General features: G+C 64.7%; 23 protein-coding genes. 15 read left to right on the forward strand and 8 right to left on the reverse strand.

Going from position 1 to position 19,709, the window contains the following annotated elements:
* Positions 1-4: 4 nt before the first annotated feature.
* Both ACZI8R_RS16600 and ACZI8R_RS16605 read right to left on the reverse strand, forming a co-directional pair.
* Positions 5-163, reverse strand: coding sequence for a hypothetical protein (locus ACZI8R_RS16600; RefSeq protein ID WP_463380744.1), 159 nt, complete (start codon positions 161-163; stop codon positions 5-7).
* 29 nt (positions 164-192) lie between these two features.
* Positions 193-828, reverse strand: coding sequence for a TetR/AcrR family transcriptional regulator (locus tag ACZI8R_RS16605; protein WP_463380745.1), 636 nt, complete (start codon positions 826-828; stop codon positions 193-195).
* Positions 829-977: 149 nt separating this feature from the next.
* Between ACZI8R_RS16605 and ACZI8R_RS16610 the strand changes: the two genes are divergently transcribed.
* The 4 genes from ACZI8R_RS16610 (at position 978) to ACZI8R_RS16625 (ending at position 6,123) form a co-directional block, all read left to right on the forward strand.
* Positions 978-2,459, forward strand: a complete 1,482-nt coding sequence (locus tag ACZI8R_RS16610; protein WP_463380833.1) for an MFS transporter — start codon at positions 978-980, stop codon at positions 2,457-2,459.
* 219 nt (positions 2,460-2,678) lie between these two features.
* Positions 2,679-3,203 carry an OsmC family protein gene (locus ACZI8R_RS16615; protein ID WP_463380746.1) on the forward strand — a complete coding sequence of 175 codons (525 nt, stop codon included), beginning with the start codon at positions 2,679-2,681 and terminating at the stop codon, positions 3,201-3,203.
* A gap of 112 nt (positions 3,204-3,315) precedes the next feature.
* On the forward strand, positions 3,316-4,620 hold the full coding sequence (locus tag ACZI8R_RS16620) for a bifunctional o-acetylhomoserine/o-acetylserine sulfhydrylase (protein ID WP_463380747.1): 1,305 nt from the start codon (positions 3,316-3,318) through the stop codon (positions 4,618-4,620).
* Positions 4,621-4,773: 153 nt separating this feature from the next.
* A complete protein-coding gene (locus ACZI8R_RS16625) occupies positions 4,774-6,123 on the forward strand; it encodes a lipase family protein (protein ID WP_463380748.1) in 1,350 nt (449 codons plus the stop codon).
* Positions 6,124-6,135: 12 nt separating this feature from the next.
* Here ACZI8R_RS16625 and ACZI8R_RS16630 read toward each other — a convergent pair whose 3' ends face one another.
* Positions 6,136-7,353, reverse strand: coding sequence for an erythromycin esterase family protein (locus tag ACZI8R_RS16630; protein WP_463380749.1), 1,218 nt, complete (start codon positions 7,351-7,353; stop codon positions 6,136-6,138).
* A 58-nt stretch (positions 7,354-7,411) separates the two neighbouring features.
* Here ACZI8R_RS16630 and ACZI8R_RS16635 point away from each other — a divergent pair, with 58 nt between their 5' ends.
* The 4 genes from ACZI8R_RS16635 to ACZI8R_RS16650 all read left to right on the forward strand — a co-directional run bounded on the left by ACZI8R_RS16635 (position 7,412) and on the right by ACZI8R_RS16650 (position 11,142).
* On the forward strand, positions 7,412-8,137 hold the full coding sequence (locus ACZI8R_RS16635) for a TioE family transcriptional regulator (protein WP_463380750.1): 726 nt from the start codon (positions 7,412-7,414) through the stop codon (positions 8,135-8,137).
* A gap of 122 nt (positions 8,138-8,259) precedes the next feature.
* Positions 8,260-8,667: a YciI family protein gene (locus ACZI8R_RS16640; protein WP_463380834.1), complete on the forward strand. Its 408-nt coding sequence runs from the start codon at positions 8,260-8,262 to the stop codon at positions 8,665-8,667.
* 6 nt (positions 8,668-8,673) lie between these two features.
* On the forward strand, positions 8,674-9,819 hold the full coding sequence (locus ACZI8R_RS16645) for an RNA polymerase sigma factor (RefSeq protein ID WP_463380751.1): 1,146 nt from the start codon (positions 8,674-8,676) through the stop codon (positions 9,817-9,819).
* 72 nt (positions 9,820-9,891) lie between these two features.
* Positions 9,892-11,142 carry an Nramp family divalent metal transporter gene (locus ACZI8R_RS16650; protein WP_463380752.1) on the forward strand — a complete coding sequence of 417 codons (1,251 nt, stop codon included), beginning with the start codon at positions 9,892-9,894 and terminating at the stop codon, positions 11,140-11,142.
* 12 nt (positions 11,143-11,154) lie between these two features.
* On the opposite strand, the gene ACZI8R_RS16655 is transcribed toward ACZI8R_RS16650, so the two are convergent.
* Positions 11,155-12,087: a LysR family transcriptional regulator gene (locus ACZI8R_RS16655; protein ID WP_463380753.1), complete on the reverse strand. Its 933-nt coding sequence runs from the start codon at positions 12,085-12,087 to the stop codon at positions 11,155-11,157.
* A 77-nt stretch (positions 12,088-12,164) separates the two neighbouring features.
* Here ACZI8R_RS16655 and ACZI8R_RS16660 point away from each other — a divergent pair, with 77 nt between their 5' ends.
* Both ACZI8R_RS16660 and ACZI8R_RS16665 read left to right on the forward strand, forming a co-directional pair.
* On the forward strand, positions 12,165-13,307 hold the full coding sequence (locus tag ACZI8R_RS16660; RefSeq protein ID WP_463380754.1) for an NAD(P)/FAD-dependent oxidoreductase: 1,143 nt from the start codon (positions 12,165-12,167) through the stop codon (positions 13,305-13,307).
* Positions 13,304-14,458: an FAD-dependent oxidoreductase gene (locus ACZI8R_RS16665; RefSeq protein WP_463380755.1), complete on the forward strand. Its 1,155-nt coding sequence runs from the start codon at positions 13,304-13,306 to the stop codon at positions 14,456-14,458. Before ACZI8R_RS16660 ends, ACZI8R_RS16665 begins: the two co-directional genes overlap by 4 nt.
* Before the next feature lies 1 nt (position 14,459).
* Here ACZI8R_RS16665 and ACZI8R_RS16670 read toward each other — a convergent pair whose 3' ends face one another.
* Together ACZI8R_RS16670 and ACZI8R_RS16675 are read right to left on the reverse strand one after the other, a co-directional pair.
* Positions 14,460-14,798 carry an MmcQ/YjbR family DNA-binding protein gene (locus ACZI8R_RS16670; protein ID WP_463380756.1) on the reverse strand — a complete coding sequence of 113 codons (339 nt, stop codon included), beginning with the start codon at positions 14,796-14,798 and terminating at the stop codon, positions 14,460-14,462.
* Entirely contained in the window at positions 14,795-15,187 is a 393-nt protein-coding gene (locus ACZI8R_RS16675) for an MmcQ/YjbR family DNA-binding protein (RefSeq protein WP_463380757.1), read from the reverse strand. The genes ACZI8R_RS16670 and ACZI8R_RS16675 overlap by 4 nt, the downstream gene beginning before the upstream one ends.
* A 123-nt stretch (positions 15,188-15,310) precedes the next feature.
* Here ACZI8R_RS16675 and ACZI8R_RS16680 point away from each other — a divergent pair, with 123 nt between their 5' ends.
* Entirely contained in the window at positions 15,311-15,496 is a 186-nt protein-coding gene (locus ACZI8R_RS16680) for a hypothetical protein (protein WP_463380758.1), read from the forward strand.
* On the opposite strand, the gene ACZI8R_RS16685 is transcribed toward ACZI8R_RS16680, so the two are convergent.
* Together ACZI8R_RS16685 and ACZI8R_RS16690 are read right to left on the reverse strand one after the other, a co-directional pair.
* Positions 15,497-16,399: an amidohydrolase family protein gene (locus ACZI8R_RS16685; RefSeq protein WP_463380759.1), complete on the reverse strand. Its 903-nt coding sequence runs from the start codon at positions 16,397-16,399 to the stop codon at positions 15,497-15,499.
* A gap of 1 nt (position 16,400) precedes the next feature.
* Complete coding sequence (locus tag ACZI8R_RS16690) at positions 16,401-16,946, reverse strand: ribonuclease H family protein (RefSeq protein ID WP_463380760.1); 546 nt, start codon at positions 16,944-16,946, stop codon at positions 16,401-16,403.
* 152 nt (positions 16,947-17,098) lie between these two features.
* Here ACZI8R_RS16690 and ACZI8R_RS16695 point away from each other — a divergent pair, with 152 nt between their 5' ends.
* From ACZI8R_RS16695 to ACZI8R_RS16710, 4 genes are all read left to right on the forward strand, one after another.
* Complete coding sequence (locus ACZI8R_RS16695; RefSeq protein WP_463380761.1) at positions 17,099-17,425, forward strand: ArsR/SmtB family transcription factor; 327 nt, start codon at positions 17,099-17,101, stop codon at positions 17,423-17,425.
* The gene (locus tag ACZI8R_RS16700) at positions 17,425-17,871 is read left to right on the forward strand and encodes an SRPBCC family protein (RefSeq protein ID WP_463380762.1); all 447 of its coding nucleotides are present in this window, start codon (positions 17,425-17,427) and stop codon (positions 17,869-17,871) included. Before ACZI8R_RS16695 ends, ACZI8R_RS16700 begins: the two co-directional genes overlap by 1 nt.
* A 17-nt stretch (positions 17,872-17,888) precedes the next feature.
* Positions 17,889-18,815, forward strand: a complete 927-nt coding sequence (locus tag ACZI8R_RS16705; protein WP_463380763.1) for a DNA-3-methyladenine glycosylase family protein — start codon at positions 17,889-17,891, stop codon at positions 18,813-18,815.
* Between the two features lie 212 nt (positions 18,816-19,027).
* The gene (locus tag ACZI8R_RS16710; RefSeq protein ID WP_463380764.1) at positions 19,028-19,627 is read left to right on the forward strand and encodes a DUF8020 domain-containing protein; all 600 of its coding nucleotides are present in this window, start codon (positions 19,028-19,030) and stop codon (positions 19,625-19,627) included.
* Positions 19,628-19,709: the final 82 nt, after the last annotated feature.

Consider the following 19,709-nt stretch of genomic DNA (forward strand, 5'->3'; position numbering starts at 1 on the left):
GGGATCAGCTCCCGAAGGGCAGGGTGCCGGGCGGGATCTCGTAGCCGCTGCTGCCCGCTGCAACATTTCCGACGACGTCCAGAATCCAGTTCAGCGCAATGGTGAGCATCAGTAGCCTTTCGCGAATCCCGAAATCCGGACCGTTCGCCGAATCTCTCGCCACGTTAGCGAGGGCAAAGTGGGTTGTCGAGGTCAACCGGCACTTCGGGCCGTGTCGTCACCGAGCGAAACACGTGACGATTTCCGTGCGGCGATGAAGTCGTCCACTATCCGTTCGCATGCAGAACGGCCCAACGGGGTGAGGGTCGCGAGACGTGTGAAGACGATCGGACCGATCAACTGGGCCACGGCGATGTCGTAGTCGAAGTCGCCCCATTCGGCACGCGCCTCCGGCGTCCGGAGCACCTTGTCGAAGGCCACTCGATACTGCTCTGCGATGGTCTCGCGCAGCGTCCCGAACTCCGGCGGCGTGGTCTCGAGCGAGAACCCGTCGAGCCCGGGGCCCATACCGACCCAGCACATCGCCGACATCTTGATCGGTGCGTTCTCGATGAGCGCGGCCTGACTGGCGAGCAACTCGACGAGCCGGGTCCGCAGATCTCCCTCGTCCGGAACCTCGGGCGCCGGCGGAATGAGCCGACCGAATGCCGCCGCGAGCAGTTCGTTTCCACTTCCGAAATGGCGGTACAACGTCGCACGAGCAACGCTCGCGGCTTTGGTCACGGCATCGATCGTGACGGCGTCGGTACCGCCCTTGGCGAGCAGCGCGGTGGCGGCGTCGAGCAGGCGGGTCCTCGAACGCGCCTTACGCGGATCCTGTTCGGACATCGCACCCTCTCTTGCCCGGCCACTTGTGAACTGACAGTCTACCAACGATACTGACAGTCTCATTTCTTCCCGGAAGGCGAGTCGTGAACCAAGAAGTGCTGGAGACGCCGGACGAGGTCACGTCCGGGTGGACCGCGCGCCAGATCTGGATGCTCACCGTGTCCTGCTGCGCTGTCGCCCTCGTCGTGGCCGCAATGGCGGCGCTCAATACCGCACTCGGCGACTTGGCCCGCGATACAGGGGCAACACAGAGCCAACTCACCTGGATCGTGGACGGCTACACGCTCACACTTGCCTGCCTTCTGCTTCCGGCCGGCGCCCTCGGCGACCGCTACGGACGACGCGGGCTGCTGATCTTCGGCCTTCTCGTCTTCTCGGTCGGTTCCGCCGTCCCCGTCGTCGTCGACGAACCGACTTGGATCATCGGCGGACGTATCCTCTCGGGAATCGGTGCCGCTTTCGTCATGCCGGCGACACTGTCGCTTTTGACAGCGGGATTCCCCACGACACAACGTTCACAGGCAGTGGGCATCTGGTCGGGAGTGGCCGGCAGCGGCGCCATCGCAGGCCTTCTCGTTTCCGGCGCTCTCCTCGAAAAGTGGTCGTGGCATTCCATTTTCATCGGCCTCGCGGTGGTGTCGGTTCTGATCCTCGCCGCCAGTCTCACCCTCTCGTCGTCGCGTGACGAGAACACCGCGCCTCTCGATCTACCCGGTGCGGCGCTGATCGCCGCGGCCATCGGCTTGTTCGTCCTCGGGACCATCGAAGCGCCACAACGCGGTTGGCTCGACCCCGCCGTTCTCGGCCTCCTGGTGGGCGGACTCGCCGCAGCGGCGCTGTTTGCGTTCGTCGAATTGCGCACCGAGCACCCACTTCTGGACGTTCGACTCTTCACCAACAGAGCATTCGGTTCCGGTTCGCTGTCGCTCCTGCTCCAGTTCCTTGCCACCCTCGGCTTCTTCTTCCTGGCCGTTCAGTATCTGCAGATGGTGCTCGACTACTCACCACTGCAATCCGCGTTGGCGTTGGCGCCGATCGCCGCTCCGGTCGTGGTGCTCTCGATCTTCATGCCGATGTTGCTTCCCCATGTCGGCCTCCGAACGCTGTGTGGGGGCGGCGCTGCCATTCTGGGGTTGGGCATCTTGTTGATGGGCCGACTCGGCATCGATTCGAGCTACGGCGAGGTATGTGTTCCGCTGATCGTCGCCGCCGTCGGCCTCGGCCTGTGCACCGCCCCGGCAACCGCGGCCATCGTGCAGAACACCCCGGACGAGAAGCAGGGTGTGGCGTCGGCGGTCAACGACGCGGCCCGCGAAATCGGCTCCGCGATCGGTGTTGCACTCGCGGGCAGCATTCTCGCTGCCACCTATTCGCAACATATTCAGCCGGCAGTGGATCAACTCCCGGAGCCGGCGAAGGAGCCGGTCTCGGGGTCGTTGGCGGCCGCGCTGCACGTCGCGGACCTGGCCGGCCCGCGCGGGCCCGAACTGGCGGCGCTCGCCAAAGAATCGTTCCTGGAAGGAATGACTCAGGCGTGCATCGCCCTCGCGTGCGTTCTCTTCGTCTCTGCGGCGATTCTCGCGTTGTGGGCACCTGGACGGACGAAGCGCGAGCGGATCGCCTCGCAGTGAACGAAAGGGTAGCCGCGGCGCGCCTTCCCGGTTAAGGTCGCGATCATGACTGTCCACCGTGCGCTCGACTCCGGCGCGCTGCTGACGCAGCGCCGCCATGTCGATTTCGCATTGGTGTGCACCTCGGGTTGTCCGACGTCCTGATCGGACCGGACCCGGCGTGAGCCCATGCTCACGCCGAACCTCTGCCTACCCTTCTTGTGCATACCCGAGGACACCATGACCACATCTGTTTCACACCTCGCATCCGTCATCGAAACCACCCAGGACGCCGTCGCCGAGGACCGGGCCAATGCCCAGGTCGTCTTCCGCGCCTCTGCCCAGGCACACGACGCTGTAGCAAGCACCGTCGAACTGGGCAAGTACTCGGTCGAGGTCGATGAACCACCAGCCCTCGGCGGCGAGAACAAGGCAGCCAATCCGGTGGAGTACTACCTGGCATCCCTGCTGTCGTGCCAAGTGGTGACGTACCGATTCTGGGCGGAGAAGTTGGGCATCGCACTCGACAACATCTCCGCACGAGCCGAAGGCGACTTGGACGTCCACGGTTTCTTCGGTTTCGACGACTCCGTTCGTCCCGGATTCGGCGAAGTGCGAGTCGTCGTCACACTCGACGGCCCCGAATCTCGCGAGCGCTATCTCCAACTACAGGAAGCGGTGGACGCACACTGCCCCGTGCTCGACCTGACGCGAAACACGACCCCCGTTCACACCACCGTAGAAACAACCGAACCCCCCTCCTGACTCGTCTGACCAATGTCACACCGGTTCGCGTGAGCTGAACCTGTGTGACATTGGTCGGGGGAAGGGGGTGGGGAAACAACAGCAATTCACATCGAATCGGAGCAGAAACACCATGAGCGAGAACAACACCGAGGATCCCACCGCGAACTGGTCGTTCGAGACCAAGCAGATCCACGCCGGACAGACATCGGACGCCACCACCAACGCCCGCGCCCTGCCGATCTACCAGACCACCAGCTACACCTTCGACAGCACCGACCACGCCGCAGCGCTGTTCGGCCTCGCCGAGCCCGGCAACATCTACACCCGCATCATGAACCCCACCCAGGACGCGGTCGAACAACGCATCGCCGCCCTCGAAGGTGGAGTCGCCGCACTGCTCGTCGCCTCCGGCCAGGCCGCAGAAACCCTCGCGATCCTCAACCTCGCCGAAGCCGGCGATCACATCGTCTCGAGCCCGTACCTGTACGGCGGCACCTACAACCTCTTCCACTACACGCTCCCCAAGCTCGGTATCGAGGTCTCGTTCGTCGACGACCCCGACGACCTCGAGCAGTGGCGCAGCGCCGTCCGCGACAACACCAAGGCGTTCTTCGCGGAAACCATCTCCAACCCCAAGAACCACGTGCTCGACATCCCCGGCGTGTCGAAGGTGGGTCACGACAACGGAATTCCGCTGATCGTCGACAACACCGTCGCAACCCCGTACCTCCTGCGTCCGTTCGAGCACGGCGCCGACATCGTCGTCCACTCCGCCACCAAGTACCTCGGTGGACACGGAACTGCGATTGCCGGTGTGATCGTCGACAGCGGCACCTTCGACTGGACCCAGGGCCGCCACTCGGGCTTCACCACGGCCGACCCGAGCTACCACGGCGTCGTCTACGCCGACCTCGGCGCACCCGCCTATGCCCTCAAGGCCCGCGTCCAACTGCTGCGCGACCTCGGTTCGGCCGTGTCGCCGTTCAACGCATTCCTCATCGCACAGGGCATCGAAACCTTGAGCCTCCGCCTCGAGCGCCATGTGGCGAATACTCAGAAGGTGGCCGAATTCCTCGAAGGCCGAAGCGAAGTCACCTCGGTTTCGTACGCCGGACTGAAGTCCTCGCCGTGGTACGAGCGGGCGCAGCAGCTCACCCCGAAGGGTGCCGGCGCGATCGTCACGTTCGAGTTGGCAGGCGGCGTCGATGCGGGCAAGAAGTTCGTCAACGCACTCACACTGCACAGCCACGTCGCCAACATCGGCGACGTCCGCTCGCTCGTGATCCACCCCGCGTCCACGACGCACTCGCAGCTCACCCCGGAAGAACAGCTCGGTGCAGGCGTCACCCCCGGACTCGTCCGCCTCGCCGTGGGAGTCGAAGGCATCGACGACATCCTGGCCGATCTGGGCCGTGGGTTCGCCGCGGCAGTCTGATCGCGAGACCGAAGGCCGGAACCGGCGGCACGTCGGTTCCGGCCTTCCGCGTGTCCTGGCAGTCTGCGGATCAGGTCTCCTCGACCTCGGTATATGGTGAGCGTCACAACGTGGGCCATCGGGGGCGCGTTGCGTAGAAGGACGGGGATTCGAATGACGCCGAGAGCTTTGTTGCGCACCACGGTGGTTGCGCTCGCTGTTGCCATGACGGGAGCCGCGGCACCGATCGCACTGGCACAGCCGGCGGCCGACCCCTTCTACCATTACGACGGCGCGACTTCGCTCTCCTCGTACGAACCTGGTGACGTCCTCGAGACGCGTGAAGTGCAGTACAGCCTGGTGAATGTGCCGACACCGATTCAGGCCACCCAGGTGCTGTATCGATCGACCGACTCCCTGGGGAAGCCGTCCGCGAACGTCACCTCGATCCTGCGACCGGGCAACGCACAGCCCGACAAGGTCGTGTCGTATCAGTCGTTCTACGACACGTTGAACCCCGACGACAGCCCGTCACGGGCCATTGCCGGCAATGCGCCGATCGGCTCCTTCACTCCCAGCGGTCGAAATTTCAACATCGGTGGAATGATCCCGTCGGTCGAAGCAGCCCTTTTCGGCCCGTTGTTCGCGGCCGGATACACCATCGTCGTCCCCGACACCCAGGGCCCGGACGCAGACTTCGCGTCTGGACCCGAGTACGGCATGCTCACGCTCGACTCTCTGCGTGCGGCCCGGGAGGTCCCCGAGACGGGCATCACCGATGCTGCCCAGATCGCGTTGATGGGCTACTCCGGTGGTGCGATCGCCACCAACTGGGCCTCGATTCTCGCGCCCGGTTACGCCCCCGAGATCAACGAAGACCTGATCGGTGCGGCCCAGGGCGGCCTGCTGGTCAACCCGGGTAACAACCTCAAGTATGCGACCGGCAGCCTCGCTTGGAGCGGTGTCGTCGGGATGGCAGTGCTCGGTCTGGCTCGGTCCCACGATGTCGACTTCGACAAGTACCTCAACGACCGTGGGCGAGACGTCATGGCGCATCTGGAAGACGCGTCCATCGGAAACGTGTTCGGCCAGTACCCGCTCCTGACATGGAAAGACCTCGTCAAACCGGAGTACGCCGACCCCAATTCCGTCCCCGAGTTCGTCGACCTGGTCAACAAGGTGAACATGGGAACCGCGCCGACACCGACCATCCCCATGTTCGTCGCGCAGGCGGCCAACGGCATTCTCGAGGGCACTCTGCCAGGCGGCCCCGACGTCGGAGCGGGAGACGGCGTCATGGTCGCCGGCGACGTCCGCACTCTCATGCAACGGTACTGCGACGCAGGCCTTCCCATTCAGTACGACCAGTACGACACCATCAGCCACGTACCCGGAGCAATGCTGTGGCTGCCCGGCGCGCTGCTGTGGGTGAACGATCGATTCAGCGGAGCCCCGGCGCCGTCGAACTGCGGAAGTATCGCTCCCGGCAATTCCCTCGCACCACAGGAGCACGCTGCCGGCTGACCACACGGTCGATCACCGACGGGGTTCTGTTCCTTTGACGAACAGGATCCCGTCGGTGTCTGTCAGGTGGGCGGGGTCCAGCGGCGCATAGCCGAACCAGGGTGATACTCGCGGAATCACCGTCGCCTCCACCGCGACCGACAACTCGTGTGCGTCGACAAGGCACCGATCCTGGTCGAGTGCGTACAGCACCCCCTCGACAGTGCCCGACGGCGGAGCGCCCACCCCGTGTTCTCCGATCGCGCCGATACCCGACGCGAGGAAGGCGTACTCCGCGCCGAGTCGGGCACTCAGGATGGCGCCGGCACTCCACCATTCCACCCGATGTTCACCCATCTGCATCGAACTCTTGCGTCGTTGCAGGTGCGCGTTGTGTGCGCTGACCAACGTCGGACCGCGCTCTGCCAGGTCCAACAGGTTCGCGGCCATCATCGAATCTCGTATGGCGAGCATTCGCGACAGGCGATTCGCAGACGGGTCGGCCATCGCGAAGTGGTAGCGCAATAGCCCGGTAGCGGTACGTCCCCACAGACGGGCATCGTCCCAGTCGTTCCGTGAGGTCGCCGAAATCAACTGCGGCGCGAGAGCATCGAGCAGAGCGGCCAGATCGTCAGCGATCAACCGCAACTCCTTGGCCTCCGCCGTCCGCCCCACCGACCGAGAGTGGTCCATCATCGCGGCGGGTTCCGTCCACCGGCTGTCAGCGCCGATCAGCCGGTCGAGTTCTTCTGCCGTACAGGGCAACAGGCTCGCGTCACCCGAGGCCTCGAGGTAGTCGTACAACGCGACGAGAGCCTGCCGGGGGCTCGCCGCCTCGGATATCTCGAGCGGTCCGTCGAATCCGGCGAAATGCACTTGCTTGGATGCCGGGCGGTCGACGTTGTACTCACGCATCCACGCCACCAATCGGCGATTGGCAGCGAATCCACCCCACTCGCGATCGCCCCATCCGTGACCGAACCCGCGTTCCATGACCTCGTCGAGATCCCCGACACCCGATACGACGTAGTCGTTCACAATCTTCCCCATCAGACAATCGCTCTCGACTGCGATGGTGCGGCACCCCTCCTGCGAGGTGAGTTGCTCGAAGAGGTCGTTGCGCAGGTCGAGCAGGGCCGCTTCGCCGTGCGTGGGTTCGCCCACGGCGAGAAGTTGCGGACGACGTCCGACCAACTCGACGACGGCCGCCGCGTCAGGGACTCGAGCAGTGTTTTCGATGGATGCATTCATTCCTTCAACGGTATCGTTGAACTCTCCATTGAAAGTTTGCATCGATTTCGGCAGGAAGATGGCACAAAACCCTCAAACCAAGACTCGGCTGCGCCCGATCGATCTGGCGCGCGAGCACGGCCTTTCCGCGCAAGCGGTCCGAAACTACGAAGCTGCCGGGATCTTGCCGGATGCAGTGCGAACTCCGACCGGACACCGCACCTACACCCCACGGCACGCTCTTGCCCTCCGAGCCTTCCTGGCGCTCGTGCCCGGTCACGGCCACGGGACCGCTACGTCGATCATGCAGGCAACGAATCGGAACGACATCGACGAAGCTCTTGCACTGGTCGACGACAGCCACGTCCGACTACGAGTCGATCGCCGAACTCTTGCCGCCGTCGAGTCCGCCCTTCGCGACCTGAAGCCTCTCCCCGAGAACGCGGACGATTCGTTGGTCGGCCCGCTGGCGGACAGACTCGGTGTTCACCCTGCCACCCTGCGTAAATGGGAACGCGCCGGCCTGGTGCGGTCGCGCCGCGACCCGAAGACCGGCTACCGGATCTACGGTCCGAACGATGTTCGCGACGCCTTCCTCGTCCATCAACTCAGACGCGGCGGATACCTGCTCGAGCAGATCGCGCCGCTGATGTCCCAGGTCCGCTCCGCCGGCGGAATCGCTCCACTCGAATCGATGCTCCGCGACTGGCACACCAGAGTCTCCGCACGCGGCCGGGCCATGCTCGCCGGCGCGGCCGCACTCGATGCCTACCTCGACGGACCGGCGGCACCGCGAAATCCTTGACCGATTCCGCCCTCGTGGAAAGATTTTCGAGCAATTTCGGCAAGGATGTCGAGAAGGGGCAGAGCGCTCCGTCCCAGGGACAGATGCCGCCACCGTGGCCGCACAGAACCAAGGAGACCGACATGGCGAAGTACCTGCTCCTCAAGCACTACCGAGGCGCTCCCGAGGCCGTCAACTGCATCCCGATGGACCAGTGGACTCCGGAGGAGATCTCGGCGCACATGCAGTACATGCACGACTTCGCGAACAAGCTCGAAGGCACGGGAGAGTTCGTCGACGGTCAAGCGCTGGCACCCGAGGGCACGTTCGTCAGGTACGACGGCGAGGGTCGCCCGCCCGTCACCGACGGGCCCTTCGCAGAGACCAAGGACCTCATTGCCGGCTGGATGGTCATCGACGTCGACTCCTACGATCGTGCGGTCGAACTCGCGGGTGAGCTGTCCGCCGCCCCGGGTGCGGGAGGAACGCCGATCCACGAATGGCTCGAGCTACGCCCTTTCATGGCCGAGCCGCCGACTGTCACGGAGTGATCGACGGTGGACGAGGCGCTACTGCGGTCCCTCACACCCACCGTCATCGGGATCCTCGGTCGTCGCGGAGCGGACTTCGCGACGGCCGAGGACGCCGTTCAGGAAGCGCTGATCGAAGCGCTGCGGGTGTGGCCGGACGATCCTCCCCGTGATCCGAAGGGGTGGTTGGTCGCTGTTGCATGGCGAAAGTTCCTGGACGTCGCGCGAGCGGATACCTCCCGGCGACGACGGGAGGGGGTCGTGGACGTCGAACCGTCGCCGGAGCCCGGCGCGGCCGTGGACGACACACTCCAGTTGTACTTCCTGTGTGCGCACCCCTCCCTCACTTCCTCGTCGGCGGTGGCACTGACGCTTCGCGCCGTCGGCGGGTTGACCACCAGGCAGATCGCGCAGGCGTACCTCGTTCCCGAGGCCACGATGGCCCAGCGCATCAGCCGAGCCAAGCGGACTGTCTCGGATACCCGCTTCGATCGGCCGGGCAACGTGGGCACTGTTCTCCGGGTGCTCTACCTGGTCTTCAACGAGGGCTACTCCGGCGATGTGGATCTTGCTGCCGAGGCGATCCGTCTCACGCGGCAACTCACGGCGAAGACCAGAGACGAAGAGGTGGCCGGCCTGCTCGCACTCATGCTGCTGCACCACGCGAGACGCCCGGCACGCACCCGCGCGGACGGCAGTCTCGTGACCCTGGCAGATCAGGACCGAACTTTGTGGGACACCCGTCTGATTGCCGAAGGGATCGCGATTCTGCAGACGGCTCTGAACCAGGACCGGCTCGGCGAGTTTCAAGCTCAGGCCGCGGTCGCCGCCCTGCACGCCGATGCCCCCACGGTCGAGGAAACCGACTGGGTACAGATCGTCGAGTGGTACGACGTACTTCTCGAGATCGGGGACAGTCCTGTCGCGCGATTGAACCGTGCCGTCGCGGTCGGCGAGGCCGACGGCGCGCGGGCCGGTCTGGCGGCTCTCGCCGGGCTCGATCCCGCGCTTCCTCGGTACGCCGCTGCTGCCGCCTACCTGCACGAGAAGGACGGCGACCCGGCAACTGCGGCCCGGCTCTACTCCGAGGCGGCCGTCGATGCATCCAATCTGGCCGAACGCGACCACCTCACTCGTCAAGCCGCCCGGCTCAATCACGAGGGCCGGTCTTGAAAGTTCGGGTTCCCGAACTCTATAGTGTGGAAAAGCCAAATCTACCCTGACAGGCGAGTGATGAGCATTGCGATGAGGGGGCGCACACGCCCTGCCCGCAAGCCCCGATCGGGCAGCGGTCGATCGCTCGCGCTCCTGGGTCCGGCGTTCGTTGCCGCGATCGCGTACGTGGATCCCGGAAATGTTGCTGCCAATCTCACCGCCGGCGCCAAATACGGCTACCTCCTGATCTGGGTGCTCGTCCTCGCGAACGCCATGGCCGTGCTTGTCCAGTTCCTGTCGGCGAAGCTCGGACTCGTCACCGGGCGCTCACTACCCGAGATGCTCGGGGAGCGGCTCCGGCCCGGTACTCGCCGCGCCTTCTGGCTTCAGGCCGAGACAATGGCGATCGCCACCGATGTCGCCGAGGTGATAGGCGGTGCGATCGCCCTCAATCTCCTTTTCGGAGTCCCCCTGTTCGTCGGCGGACTGATCACGGGTGTCATCTCGATGATCATCCTGTCGATCCAGAATCGGCGCGGGCAAAGGACATTCGAGTTCGTGGTCATCGGCATGCTGGCAGTCATCACAGTCGGATTCCTCACCGGTCTCGCGTTCACGGACGTCTCCGGACCAGACGCGCTGAGCGGTCTCGTTCCCCGTTTCGACGGCGCCGAAACCGTACTTCTCGCGGCGAGCATGCTGGGCGCGACGGTCATGCCGCACGCCATCTATCTGCATTCCGCCCTTGCCCGCGACCGCCACGGGTACGCAGAACCCGGGCCGAAGCTCGACCGACTGCTACGAGCCACCCGATGGGACGTCGTCGGCGCACTCGTCGTGGCCGGCGGCGTCAATATCGGCATGCTCCTACTCGCCGCATCGGCGCTACGTGGCACTCCCGGAACCGACAGCATCGAGGGCGCGCACGCCGCCATCGAAGGGTCTCTCGGCCCCGTAGTCGCCATCGTGTTCGCAGTCGGACTTCTCGCCTCCGGCCTCGCGTCCACCTCGATCGGTTGCGCGGCCGGCTCGGAGATCATGCACGGCCTACTGCGCAAACGCATCCCGCTCGTTGCCCGGCGCATCGTGACGTTGATCCCCGCGCTGATCGTCCTGGGCGCGGGTGTCGACCCCACCCTCGCCCTGGTCCTGAGCCAGGTGGTGCTCAGCCTGTGCATTCCGTTCGCGATCGTTCCGCTGGTCCGGATGACGTCCGATGCCGATCTGATGGGCGAACAGGCGAATTCCACGACGATCACCGCAGCGGCCTGGCTGGCAGCAGGTCTGATCGTCGTACTCAACATCGCGCTGCTGTGGCTCACCGTCACCGGCGCCGGATAGAACACCGGCCCTCTACTGCTCGGCGAGCGCGATACCCTGATAGTCACCCGCAGTCAGGTCTTCCACCACGTCCGCCAACAGGGCGTCCAGCATCATCGCGGCCCGCGTGGGCTGAACGTCACTTCGGTGAGCCAGACATACGGTTCTGCGCAACACGGGATCCTTCAGTCGCACAGCCCTCAGGCCGGGCCGGGTGAATACCGTGGTCGACGGCACGACCGCAGCTCCGATCCCCCGCTCCACGAATCGAAGAACGGCATCGAGCTCACCGCCTTCGACAGCCACGATCTGTCGCAGGCCTGCCGATTTGAACGCCGTGTCCGTCGTGGTGCGCAAGTCGTAGTTCTCGTCGAAGACGACAAGCGGATGCTGGGCCAGTCGCGCCAAGGGAAGTGCTGGGCTGCGCGTGAGCGGCGGGCGGTCAGAAGCCGAAACCACCACCAGTTCTTCGTGATACAGCGGTCTCAGGCCCAACCCGGCAGTCGCCCGTCCTTCGGCTCCATCGATCACCAGTGCCATATCCAGCTCGCCTCGTGCGAGTTTGTCCACCAGGACCCTCGAGCCGTTCTCCGTCACTTGTAGCTCGATTCCCGGATACGACGAGTGATAACGCGAGAGCAAGTCGGCCACGACGCTGATACACAGACTCGGGGTGGCCCCCAACCGCAGTCGTCCCGTCCGCAAGCCCGTGATGTCCGCGACGGCGCGCCTTGCCCTGTCTGCATCCTCGATCATCCGCGTGGCCACCGGCAGCAGCGCTTCACCGGCCGCGGACAACGAAATGTTCCCGCGTACTCGGTCGAACAGCGCCGCACCTAGATCACGCTCGAGTGCGGCTATCTGCCGACTCAGGCTGGGCTGCGCGAGGTGAACTTCCTTGGCCGCTCGGGTGAAGTGGCCGGTACGTGCCACCGCCAAGAAGCACTCGAGCTGGTCCAACGTCATTTCGATAGCCTAAACGCATCAAGATGACTCGAACAATGCATTGGAGTTATCGAGCGGGCGGGCATAGCGTCCACCACATGGCTCGATACAGGGACAAATCCTCCAGAATCGTCGTCGTCGGGGCAGGCTACGCAGGTGTCGCGGCCACGAAGCGACTTCTGAATCTCGCCCCGGACATGCACGTGACCGTGGTGAATCCGCGAGATGTGTTCGTCGAGCGGGTTCGTCTCCATCAACTCGTTGCCGGCACAGCTGCCGCCGTCCACCCGCTACGCGAACTACTCCACCCCGCAACGCATCTGAAGATCGGGACCGTCGACCGAATCGACCCAGCCCTCCAACGTGCCGTCCTACGCGACGGCACACACCTGGAGTACGACCGGTTGATCTACGCCGTGGGTTCGCACTCGAGGCGTGGTCTCATCGACGGCGCGGATCCGCACGGGGCCTCGGTCGCCGAGTACGAGGACGCCGAGCGCCTACGGGATCAGGTCTTCGCCCTACCCGCCGCGTCCACGGTGACCGTGATCGGGGGCGGGCTGACCGGAATCGAGACCGCAACCGAGATCGCCGATCAGCGCCGCGATCTCGAAGTGGTGTTGGTGTCACGGGATTCGATCGCCGGCACCTTGTCCGACAGCGCGCGCACGAAGATTCTGCGAGTCGTTGCCGCTCTGGGGATCACCGTGGTCCCGAATTCTGCGGTGACTGCCATCGAAGACGGAAAGATCGTCCTCGCCGACGGTCGACACCTGCAGACCGACTGTCCGATCGTCACAGCTTCGTTCGTGGCACCCGACCTCGGACGACGAAGCGGCCTCGACACCGATGCGGACGATCGACTCGTCGTGGACTCCCGCCTCGTCAGCAGCTCTTCTCCGCACATAGTCGGCGGTGGCGATGCGATGGTCGTGGATGGTTCGCCCTTGCGTATGAGCTGTCAGGCAGCCATTCCGTTGGGCACACACGCAGCCGAAACCGTAGTGGCGCTCATACGGGGGCGGGCGCCGAAACGGGTGTCACCGAAGTTCGTGGGCCGGGCACTGAGCCTCGGCCGGAACGAGGGGGTCGTGCAGCCCACCGACCGGCACGATCGCCTGCGCCGGTGGTCGGTCGGCGGACGAACCGGAACGGTCGTCAAGGAACAGATCGTCTCGTCCACCGTGAATTTCGCACTGAAACCAGGTCGCAACTTCTTCTACAGCTGGAGCGGACGATGAACACACCCGTAACCGTGATCGGCGGCGGTATCGCCGGTCTCGCAGCAGCCATCGAGTGCGCGCACTCAGGGGCGAAAGTGACTTTGCACGAGGCTCATTCCACGCTCGGTGGGCGCGGCAGGGCCACGACGTCACCATACGTCGCCCACGAAGGTCCACATGTCTTCTACGCGGACGGGCCGCACTATCGCTGGCTGAAGAGTCAGGGATTCGTGGCCGGGCTCGGGTATCCGAACCCTTCGGCGGCGGCCCGATTCGGATTTCTCCTCGACGGCCGGATACGGCATCTGCCACCTCGCGGGATGCTGAAAGCACAGGCACGTCCGTGGTCGACCGCGCCGGTGGACACGGACTTTCACAGCTGGGCGTCGGGAATTTTCGGCCCCGAGGCGGCTACGCACATGGCGAACGCGATAGGCGTCGTCACGTACGACTCGAACACCGGACGCCTTTCCGCGGCCTACGTCTGGAATCTGTTCCACCGCATCTACGGACCCCGGGTGCCCGGAGTTCGGTGGGTACGTGGCGGCTGGCAGACCGTGATCGACCGGATGTCGGCCCGCGCCGAGGAACTCGGAGTCGAGATCCACACCGAATCGCGCGTGAGCGAACTGCCGACCGCACCGACGATCATCGCCACCGAGCTGAGCTCGGCGCGCTCCCTGCTGAACGACGATTCGCTGACGTGGACGAGTGGCCATTGCGTGATGCTCGACGTCGCGCTCCCCACTGAGAAGCGGGACTTCCGCATGGTGACCGACCTCGAGGGCGGCGGCTTCCACGAGAGCTACTCCATGCAGGACCGATCGACAGCACCTCGTGGAGAATCGCTGTACCAGATGGACATGCCCGTCCGCCCGGACGAAACGACGGCGCAGGCCAGGGCCAGGTTGGGTGTGTTCGCCGACAAGGTCCTACCCGGATGGCAATCGCGGGCGACCTGGCAACGCTCGGCCATGGCTCGCGGGCGCACAGGTGCTCTCGATCTGCCGGGACAGACGTGGCGGGATCGTCCTGCGGTGGACCGCGGATCGGACGTCTACCTCGCCGGAGACATGGTCGCCGCGCCCGGTATGCGGGGTGAGATCGCCATCAGCAGCGCGCTGGATGCGGCGCATCGGGCAGTGAAAGCACTTCACGTTCGTACCTGAACTATCGGGGCCGGACGAGTTCGTATGAACCTTCGACCAGGTCCTTGATCAGCTGCTCGCTGATCCCACTGCCGGCTCCGACACTCACCCAATGCTTCTTGTCCAGATAGCGACCGCGGATGATGGTCGGGTACTCCCGCCGGAGGGAAATGCCGCGGTCAGGCTCGGCCTTGACCGTGATGATCAGTTCTTCCGGGTCGTCGGTGACGATCAAGAACACCTTGTTCGCGACCTTGTACACGTCCAAGCGTTCGGTGAAAGGGCGCCCGCTCGACACCTGGGGCAGGAGGTCGGCCGTTTTGCGGGCGACCTCCTGGACTTGCTCACCAGAGAGGGTCACCTGTCGTCCTCCGTCATGCCGAAACGCTCAGGATCGACGGGGCGATCAGCCCTGGGCAGCCCGGCTACGACGAGCCGGTACGACTCTGTCACCAACTCCCGGACCAGGCCCGCGTCGACGGTCTGCCCCGGCGCGAGCGTGATCCAATGCCGCTTGTTCATGTGATATCCCGGCGTGATGGCGCTGTGCTCCTGGCGCAGCGCCTCGGAGTCCTGCGGGTCGGCTTTGAGGACCACGATGGGATCACCGGGGACCTCGGTCAACAGCGTGAAGACCTTGCCCTGAACCTTGAAGACCTCGTACTCGGGGCCGAAAGGATGGCCTGCCTTGGACCCCGGCAGCTCCTCCGCGACCTCACGGGCCAGGCTCTGCAGCTTTCGTCCGTTCACGGTGCACCTCCGTCTCGTTCGTCTATCGAGAGTTTCCCCTCGAGAATCGGTTCACGTTCGCGGGTGAAGTAGCTATATTCGGGCGAAGTCATCGACCATCACCTCGTTGGGAGTGAGGGATCAATGCCCGAACCGAAGAAGAGTCTGGAGGCGCTCGTCGACGACGACGCAGATTCCATGCTCGCTACCGACCAGATACACCGAGCTCAACGCCTTGTCGCCGCCCAAGCTCACGATATCGAGGAAGCTCGGATGTTTCTCGCCATGCTCGGCATCGCCGATGCCACCGATCACGACGGCCCGGCCTAGTCAGTCGATGCCGAACAGCGCAGCAGCGTTGTCGTGGCACACGGCCCGCAACCAGGCGTCTCCGAGATCGAATCGCGTGAGACTTTCGAGCGCGCTCGAGTAGGTATAGGGGATGTTCGGGTAGTCGCTGCCGAAGAGAATTCGGTCCCCGAGCGCCGCGAGCCTGGGCACCTCGGCCGGCGGGAACGGCGCCGTTTCCTCCGTGAAGTCGGTGAAGGCCATCGTCGTATCGAGGTGGACGTTGGGATACGCCTCGACGAGATCGAGAAATTCTGCGTACTCCGGCAACCCCATGTGGGCGATCACCAAGTACAACCGGGGGAATCGGCGCAGCAGGTCCGCGACGGGTGCCGGGCCGGTATAGGTGCCCGGGGCGGGGCCCGATCCACAGTGGATCACCACCGGAGTCCCTGCGTCTTCGATCGCTTTCCAGACCGGATCGAGCAGCGGATCGTTGGGTGAGTATTCACCCACCTGAATGTGGGACTTGAAAACCTGCACGCCCGCATCCAGCATATCGACGACGTAGGCACCGGCCTTTTCTTCGGGATAGAACGTTCCCGTGTACAGGCAATCCGGTGTTCGCTGCGCGAACTCGGCGGACCACTGCCCCAACCATTCGGCCATGTCCGGCTTGTGCGGGTAGATCATCGACGTGAATCTGCGAACACCGAACTCGCGCAACTGCTGTACGCGCACGTCTTCGTCGTAGCGATACGTGATCGGCCACGGCCGGCCGAGAAGCGGGCCTGCCGAATCGAAGTATTCCCACACCTTCTTCATGACGTTGTTCGGCATGAAATGGGTGTGTACGTCGACGATCCCTGGCAACCCCAGCTCCTGCCAGAACCGCCTCACCTCGGGTGCGTCGTCGTACGTCGTGTCCACGTCGGAGCTCGCCATGTCAGAAGAGTGTCATGGACTCCGGTGCGGATGCCACCACGGGAGTTGCCGCGACAGGAGCAGGCACAGGAGCAGGCGCAGACACCGGAACGGACACAGGCTGAGGCGTCAGGTCACCGGACGCCACCGCGCGAGCAGCTTCACCCGCGAGGGTGTCCGCCATTTCGTTGAAGTGATTGCCGACGTGCCCACGAACCCACCGAAAACGAACGGGCCCGCTTCGTCCGGTGATGGCCTCGTCGATCGCCTGCACCAATTCGAGGTTCTTGACCGCACCGCCGCCGGCCGTCTTCCAGCCCTTGCGCTTCCATCCGGGCAACCACTCGGAGGCGCATTTGATGGCGTACTGCGAGTCGGATTCGATCAGTAGCGGCTCCGGTCCGGAATGCGCGAGAACCGCCTCGAGCAGCGCCCGAAGCTCCGCGACCTGGTTTGTGCCCGAAGCCTCGCCGCCCGATCGACTCGGGCCCTCGTGATTCACCCAGGCCCAGCCGATCGCCCCACCTGGGTTGCGAAGACAGGATCCGTCGGTGCTCACGATGATCATGCTGGCACCATACGTGCGACTTCCGACAAGGCGTGGCACCGACGCAGCACTGTGGCGCGAGTCCCAATCGAGGGCATACAGCTCTTGCCACTCGTCCTCATGTATGTAACCATTAGCTTACGTAAGGCACTACTTACACGAACCGAGGAGTCATGCGTACACCGGACGATCCACTGAGCCGCATCTTCGCGGCTCTCGCCGACCCGACTCGCCGAGACATCCTGGCGCGCCTGGACGGCGGACCCATCACCGTCGGTGAACTGGCGGACGGTTACCCCATCAGCAGACCGGCCGTGTCTCAGCATCTTCGAGTACTGGAGGACGCCGGCCTCATCGAGCGGACGGTCAACGCGCAATGGCGTGTCTGCACCCTTCGACCCGGTGGTATGTCCGATGCCGCGGCCTGGATCGCCGAACATCGGGGCGCGTGGAACGAGCGCTTCGACCTTCTGGAACAGCTGCTACGAAAGGAAACGTGATGTCAGACAAGCAATTCACGATCGTCCGTGACCTCGATGCCACTCCGGAACAGGTGTGGGATGCCTGGACCAGGCCGGAACTGATGGCCGAGTGGATGCATCCCGAGGGAGTCCGTACTGCCGGTGAGTCGGTGACTTCCGACGTCCGGGTCGGCGGGAAGTACGCCTACACGATGGTCCACGACGAGACCGAAACGGAATACCCGACCGGCGGGCAGTACCTCGAACTGGACCCACCGTCACTCCTCGTGTGCACCTGGGGTGTGCCCGAGGACCCGGTGGAGTCGGCCGCGCGCCTGGCCGTTCGGCTGGAACCGCTCGGCGGCGGAACTCACATGACGTTCACCTGCACGGGCATCGACGCCCACCCCGGCGACGATCACGTGTACGACGGATGGGCCGAGGCCCTGGACGGTCTCGGCCGGGCCACCGCCGCCAGGATCTGACGGATACGCTGGTCACGATGACCGGCGCACTCGAAACAGTCGCGGCCACGGTGAAGTCGGAGCGTCCCCTGAACATCGGTACGACGCTCGCCCCACTTCGCCGTGGCCGCGGCGACCCGTGCCATCGCCAGACTCCCGACGGCGCGATCTGGCGTACGTCGTTCATGCCGAGCGGCCCCGTCACGTGGCGCCTCACCCAACCGGACAGGTTCACCGCCGACGGACAGGCCTGGGGTCCGGGCGCATCGGAGTGGGCGCAACATCTACCAGCGCTGGTCGGTGACCACGACGACGCATCCGGGTTCGCGCCCACTCACCCGGTTCTCGTGGAGGCCCACAGGCGGTTCCCGAATCTCCGCATCGGACGAACGGACCGGGTGTTCGAAGCGCTCGTGCCGGCCGTCCTCGAACAACGGGTTCACGGCGTCGCCGCATTCGCTTCGTGGCGTCGACTCGTCCTCCGATACGGGACATCCGCTCCCGGCCCGGCACCCGCAGGCATGCGCGTGCCGCCGCCGGCAGACGTGTGGCGCACCATTCCGTCTTGGGAGTACCACCGCGCAGGTGTGGATCCGAACAGGTCCCGAACGATCGTCCGCAGCGCCCAAGTCGCGGACCGCCTGGAGAAGGTCGTGGACCTCGACCCGGCGGCCGCGATCCGGCGTCTCACGTCGATACCGGGAGTGGGTGTGTGGACCGCAGCGGAAGTCGCGCAGCGAGCGCTGGGCGACGCCGACGCGCTCTCCGTCGGCGACTATCACCTCGCGGGCATGGTCGGGTGGACGCTCCTCGGCCGTCCCATCGACGACGAAGAGATGGTCGCGTACCTCGAACCGTTGCGGCCACACCGCTACCGCGCCGTGCAACTCCTCATGGTCAGCGGAGCCGCGACGAAGCCGCGATTCGGGCCGCGGACGGCGATCGCCGATCACAGGAATCACTGAGGCAACTTCCGCCCTCTTCTGTAACCAGCCCAACCGTTCATTGTCGCGCAGACTTCACACATTCTCGAGCAAACGACGAAATTGCTGATGCGCGGTGGAGGATGATTGAGAGAAGTAGGCAGGTTACGGACGCTTTTTCGGTACGGGGGTCACTGTGGGGCGCCAGGTCGAACCCGTTGATCGTTGTCCAACTTCTACGCACAGGAATCGCAATGAAATTGAACAGAGTGACAGCGCTAGCCGCGCTACTGATCGCAACATTGTGCGTCGGATTCGGCACCGCGTACGCCGCCCCGACGCAGACCGTGAACCAGACGGTCGTATCGACGACGTCGGTCGGTGCCGACGGTCGATCTGTGAACACCGCCCTCGACTCGGGCACTTTCGCCGTGAACGGGCAGGCCGTCGACATCATGAACGACGCGGGCGCGTGGGTCGGTTCCGTTCCCCTTCGCTACTCGCTGGCGGGTGCGGAGTTCTCGATCGACTCGCTGATCACCGACAACGGTAAGCAACTCACCCTGACTCCTACCGCCACCCCGGTGGCAGGGGCGCTGAACCTGCAGAACGTCGATCGAAATTCCGCGTACACCAACATGATCAATCAGATCGAGATCGGCTGGGTCAATGGCGGCGCGACATCGGCCGGAGTCGGGGCGGGCATCGGTGCCGTGGTGGGCTGCATCTTCTTCCTGTTCGTCGGCTGCATCCCGGGAGCCGGAATCGGCGGAGCTATCGGTGCGGTTGTCGGAATCAACAACGCCAACCCGGCGGTGACACCGGCGATCTTCGAGTTCATCGGATCCCCCTAGATCGATATATCCCTGGTGCACGGCACGTCTCGAACGCGTGGCGACTTCGAGCCGCCACGCGTTTACGCCCACCTCCCCCCGG

Source organism: Rhodococcus huquni, assembly GCF_055231055.1.

What these genes read in the sequence shown, in the direction of transcription:
- ACZI8R_RS16605 (WP_463380745.1), bottom strand. Translation starts at nt 828, where the DNA reads ATGTCCGAACAGGATCCGCGTAAGGCGCGTTCGAGGACCCGCCTGCTC.
- ACZI8R_RS16610 (WP_463380833.1), top strand. Translation starts at nt 978, where the DNA reads ATGCTCACCGTGTCCTGCTGCGCTGTCGCCCTCGTCGTGGCCGCAATG.
- ACZI8R_RS16615 (WP_463380746.1), top strand. Translation starts at nt 2,679, where the DNA reads ATGACCACATCTGTTTCACACCTCGCATCCGTCATCGAAACCACCCAG.
- ACZI8R_RS16620 (WP_463380747.1), top strand. Translation starts at nt 3,316, where the DNA reads ATGAGCGAGAACAACACCGAGGATCCCACCGCGAACTGGTCGTTCGAG.
- ACZI8R_RS16625 (WP_463380748.1), top strand. Translation starts at nt 4,774, where the DNA reads ATGACGCCGAGAGCTTTGTTGCGCACCACGGTGGTTGCGCTCGCTGTT.
- ACZI8R_RS16630 (WP_463380749.1), bottom strand. Translation starts at nt 7,353, where the DNA reads ATGAATGCATCCATCGAAAACACTGCTCGAGTCCCTGACGCGGCGGCC.
- ACZI8R_RS16635 (WP_463380750.1), top strand. Translation starts at nt 7,412, where the DNA reads ATGGCACAAAACCCTCAAACCAAGACTCGGCTGCGCCCGATCGATCTG.
- ACZI8R_RS16640 (WP_463380834.1), top strand. Translation starts at nt 8,260, where the DNA reads ATGGCGAAGTACCTGCTCCTCAAGCACTACCGAGGCGCTCCCGAGGCC.
- ACZI8R_RS16650 (WP_463380752.1), top strand. Translation starts at nt 9,892, where the DNA reads ATGAGGGGGCGCACACGCCCTGCCCGCAAGCCCCGATCGGGCAGCGGT.
- ACZI8R_RS16655 (WP_463380753.1), bottom strand. Translation starts at nt 12,087, where the DNA reads ATGACGTTGGACCAGCTCGAGTGCTTCTTGGCGGTGGCACGTACCGGC.
- ACZI8R_RS16660 (WP_463380754.1), top strand. Translation starts at nt 12,165, where the DNA reads ATGGCTCGATACAGGGACAAATCCTCCAGAATCGTCGTCGTCGGGGCA.
- ACZI8R_RS16665 (WP_463380755.1), top strand. Translation starts at nt 13,304, where the DNA reads ATGAACACACCCGTAACCGTGATCGGCGGCGGTATCGCCGGTCTCGCA.
- ACZI8R_RS16680 (WP_463380758.1), top strand. Translation starts at nt 15,311, where the DNA reads ATGCCCGAACCGAAGAAGAGTCTGGAGGCGCTCGTCGACGACGACGCA.
- ACZI8R_RS16685 (WP_463380759.1), bottom strand. Translation starts at nt 16,399, where the DNA reads ATGGCGAGCTCCGACGTGGACACGACGTACGACGACGCACCCGAGGTG.
- ACZI8R_RS16690 (WP_463380760.1), bottom strand. Translation starts at nt 16,946, where the DNA reads ATGATCATCGTGAGCACCGACGGATCCTGTCTTCGCAACCCAGGTGGG.
- ACZI8R_RS16695 (WP_463380761.1), top strand. Translation starts at nt 17,099, where the DNA reads ATGCGTACACCGGACGATCCACTGAGCCGCATCTTCGCGGCTCTCGCC.
- ACZI8R_RS16700 (WP_463380762.1), top strand. Translation starts at nt 17,425, where the DNA reads ATGTCAGACAAGCAATTCACGATCGTCCGTGACCTCGATGCCACTCCG.
- ACZI8R_RS16705 (WP_463380763.1), top strand. Translation starts at nt 17,889, where the DNA reads ATGACCGGCGCACTCGAAACAGTCGCGGCCACGGTGAAGTCGGAGCGT.
- ACZI8R_RS16710 (WP_463380764.1), top strand. Translation starts at nt 19,028, where the DNA reads ATGAAATTGAACAGAGTGACAGCGCTAGCCGCGCTACTGATCGCAACA.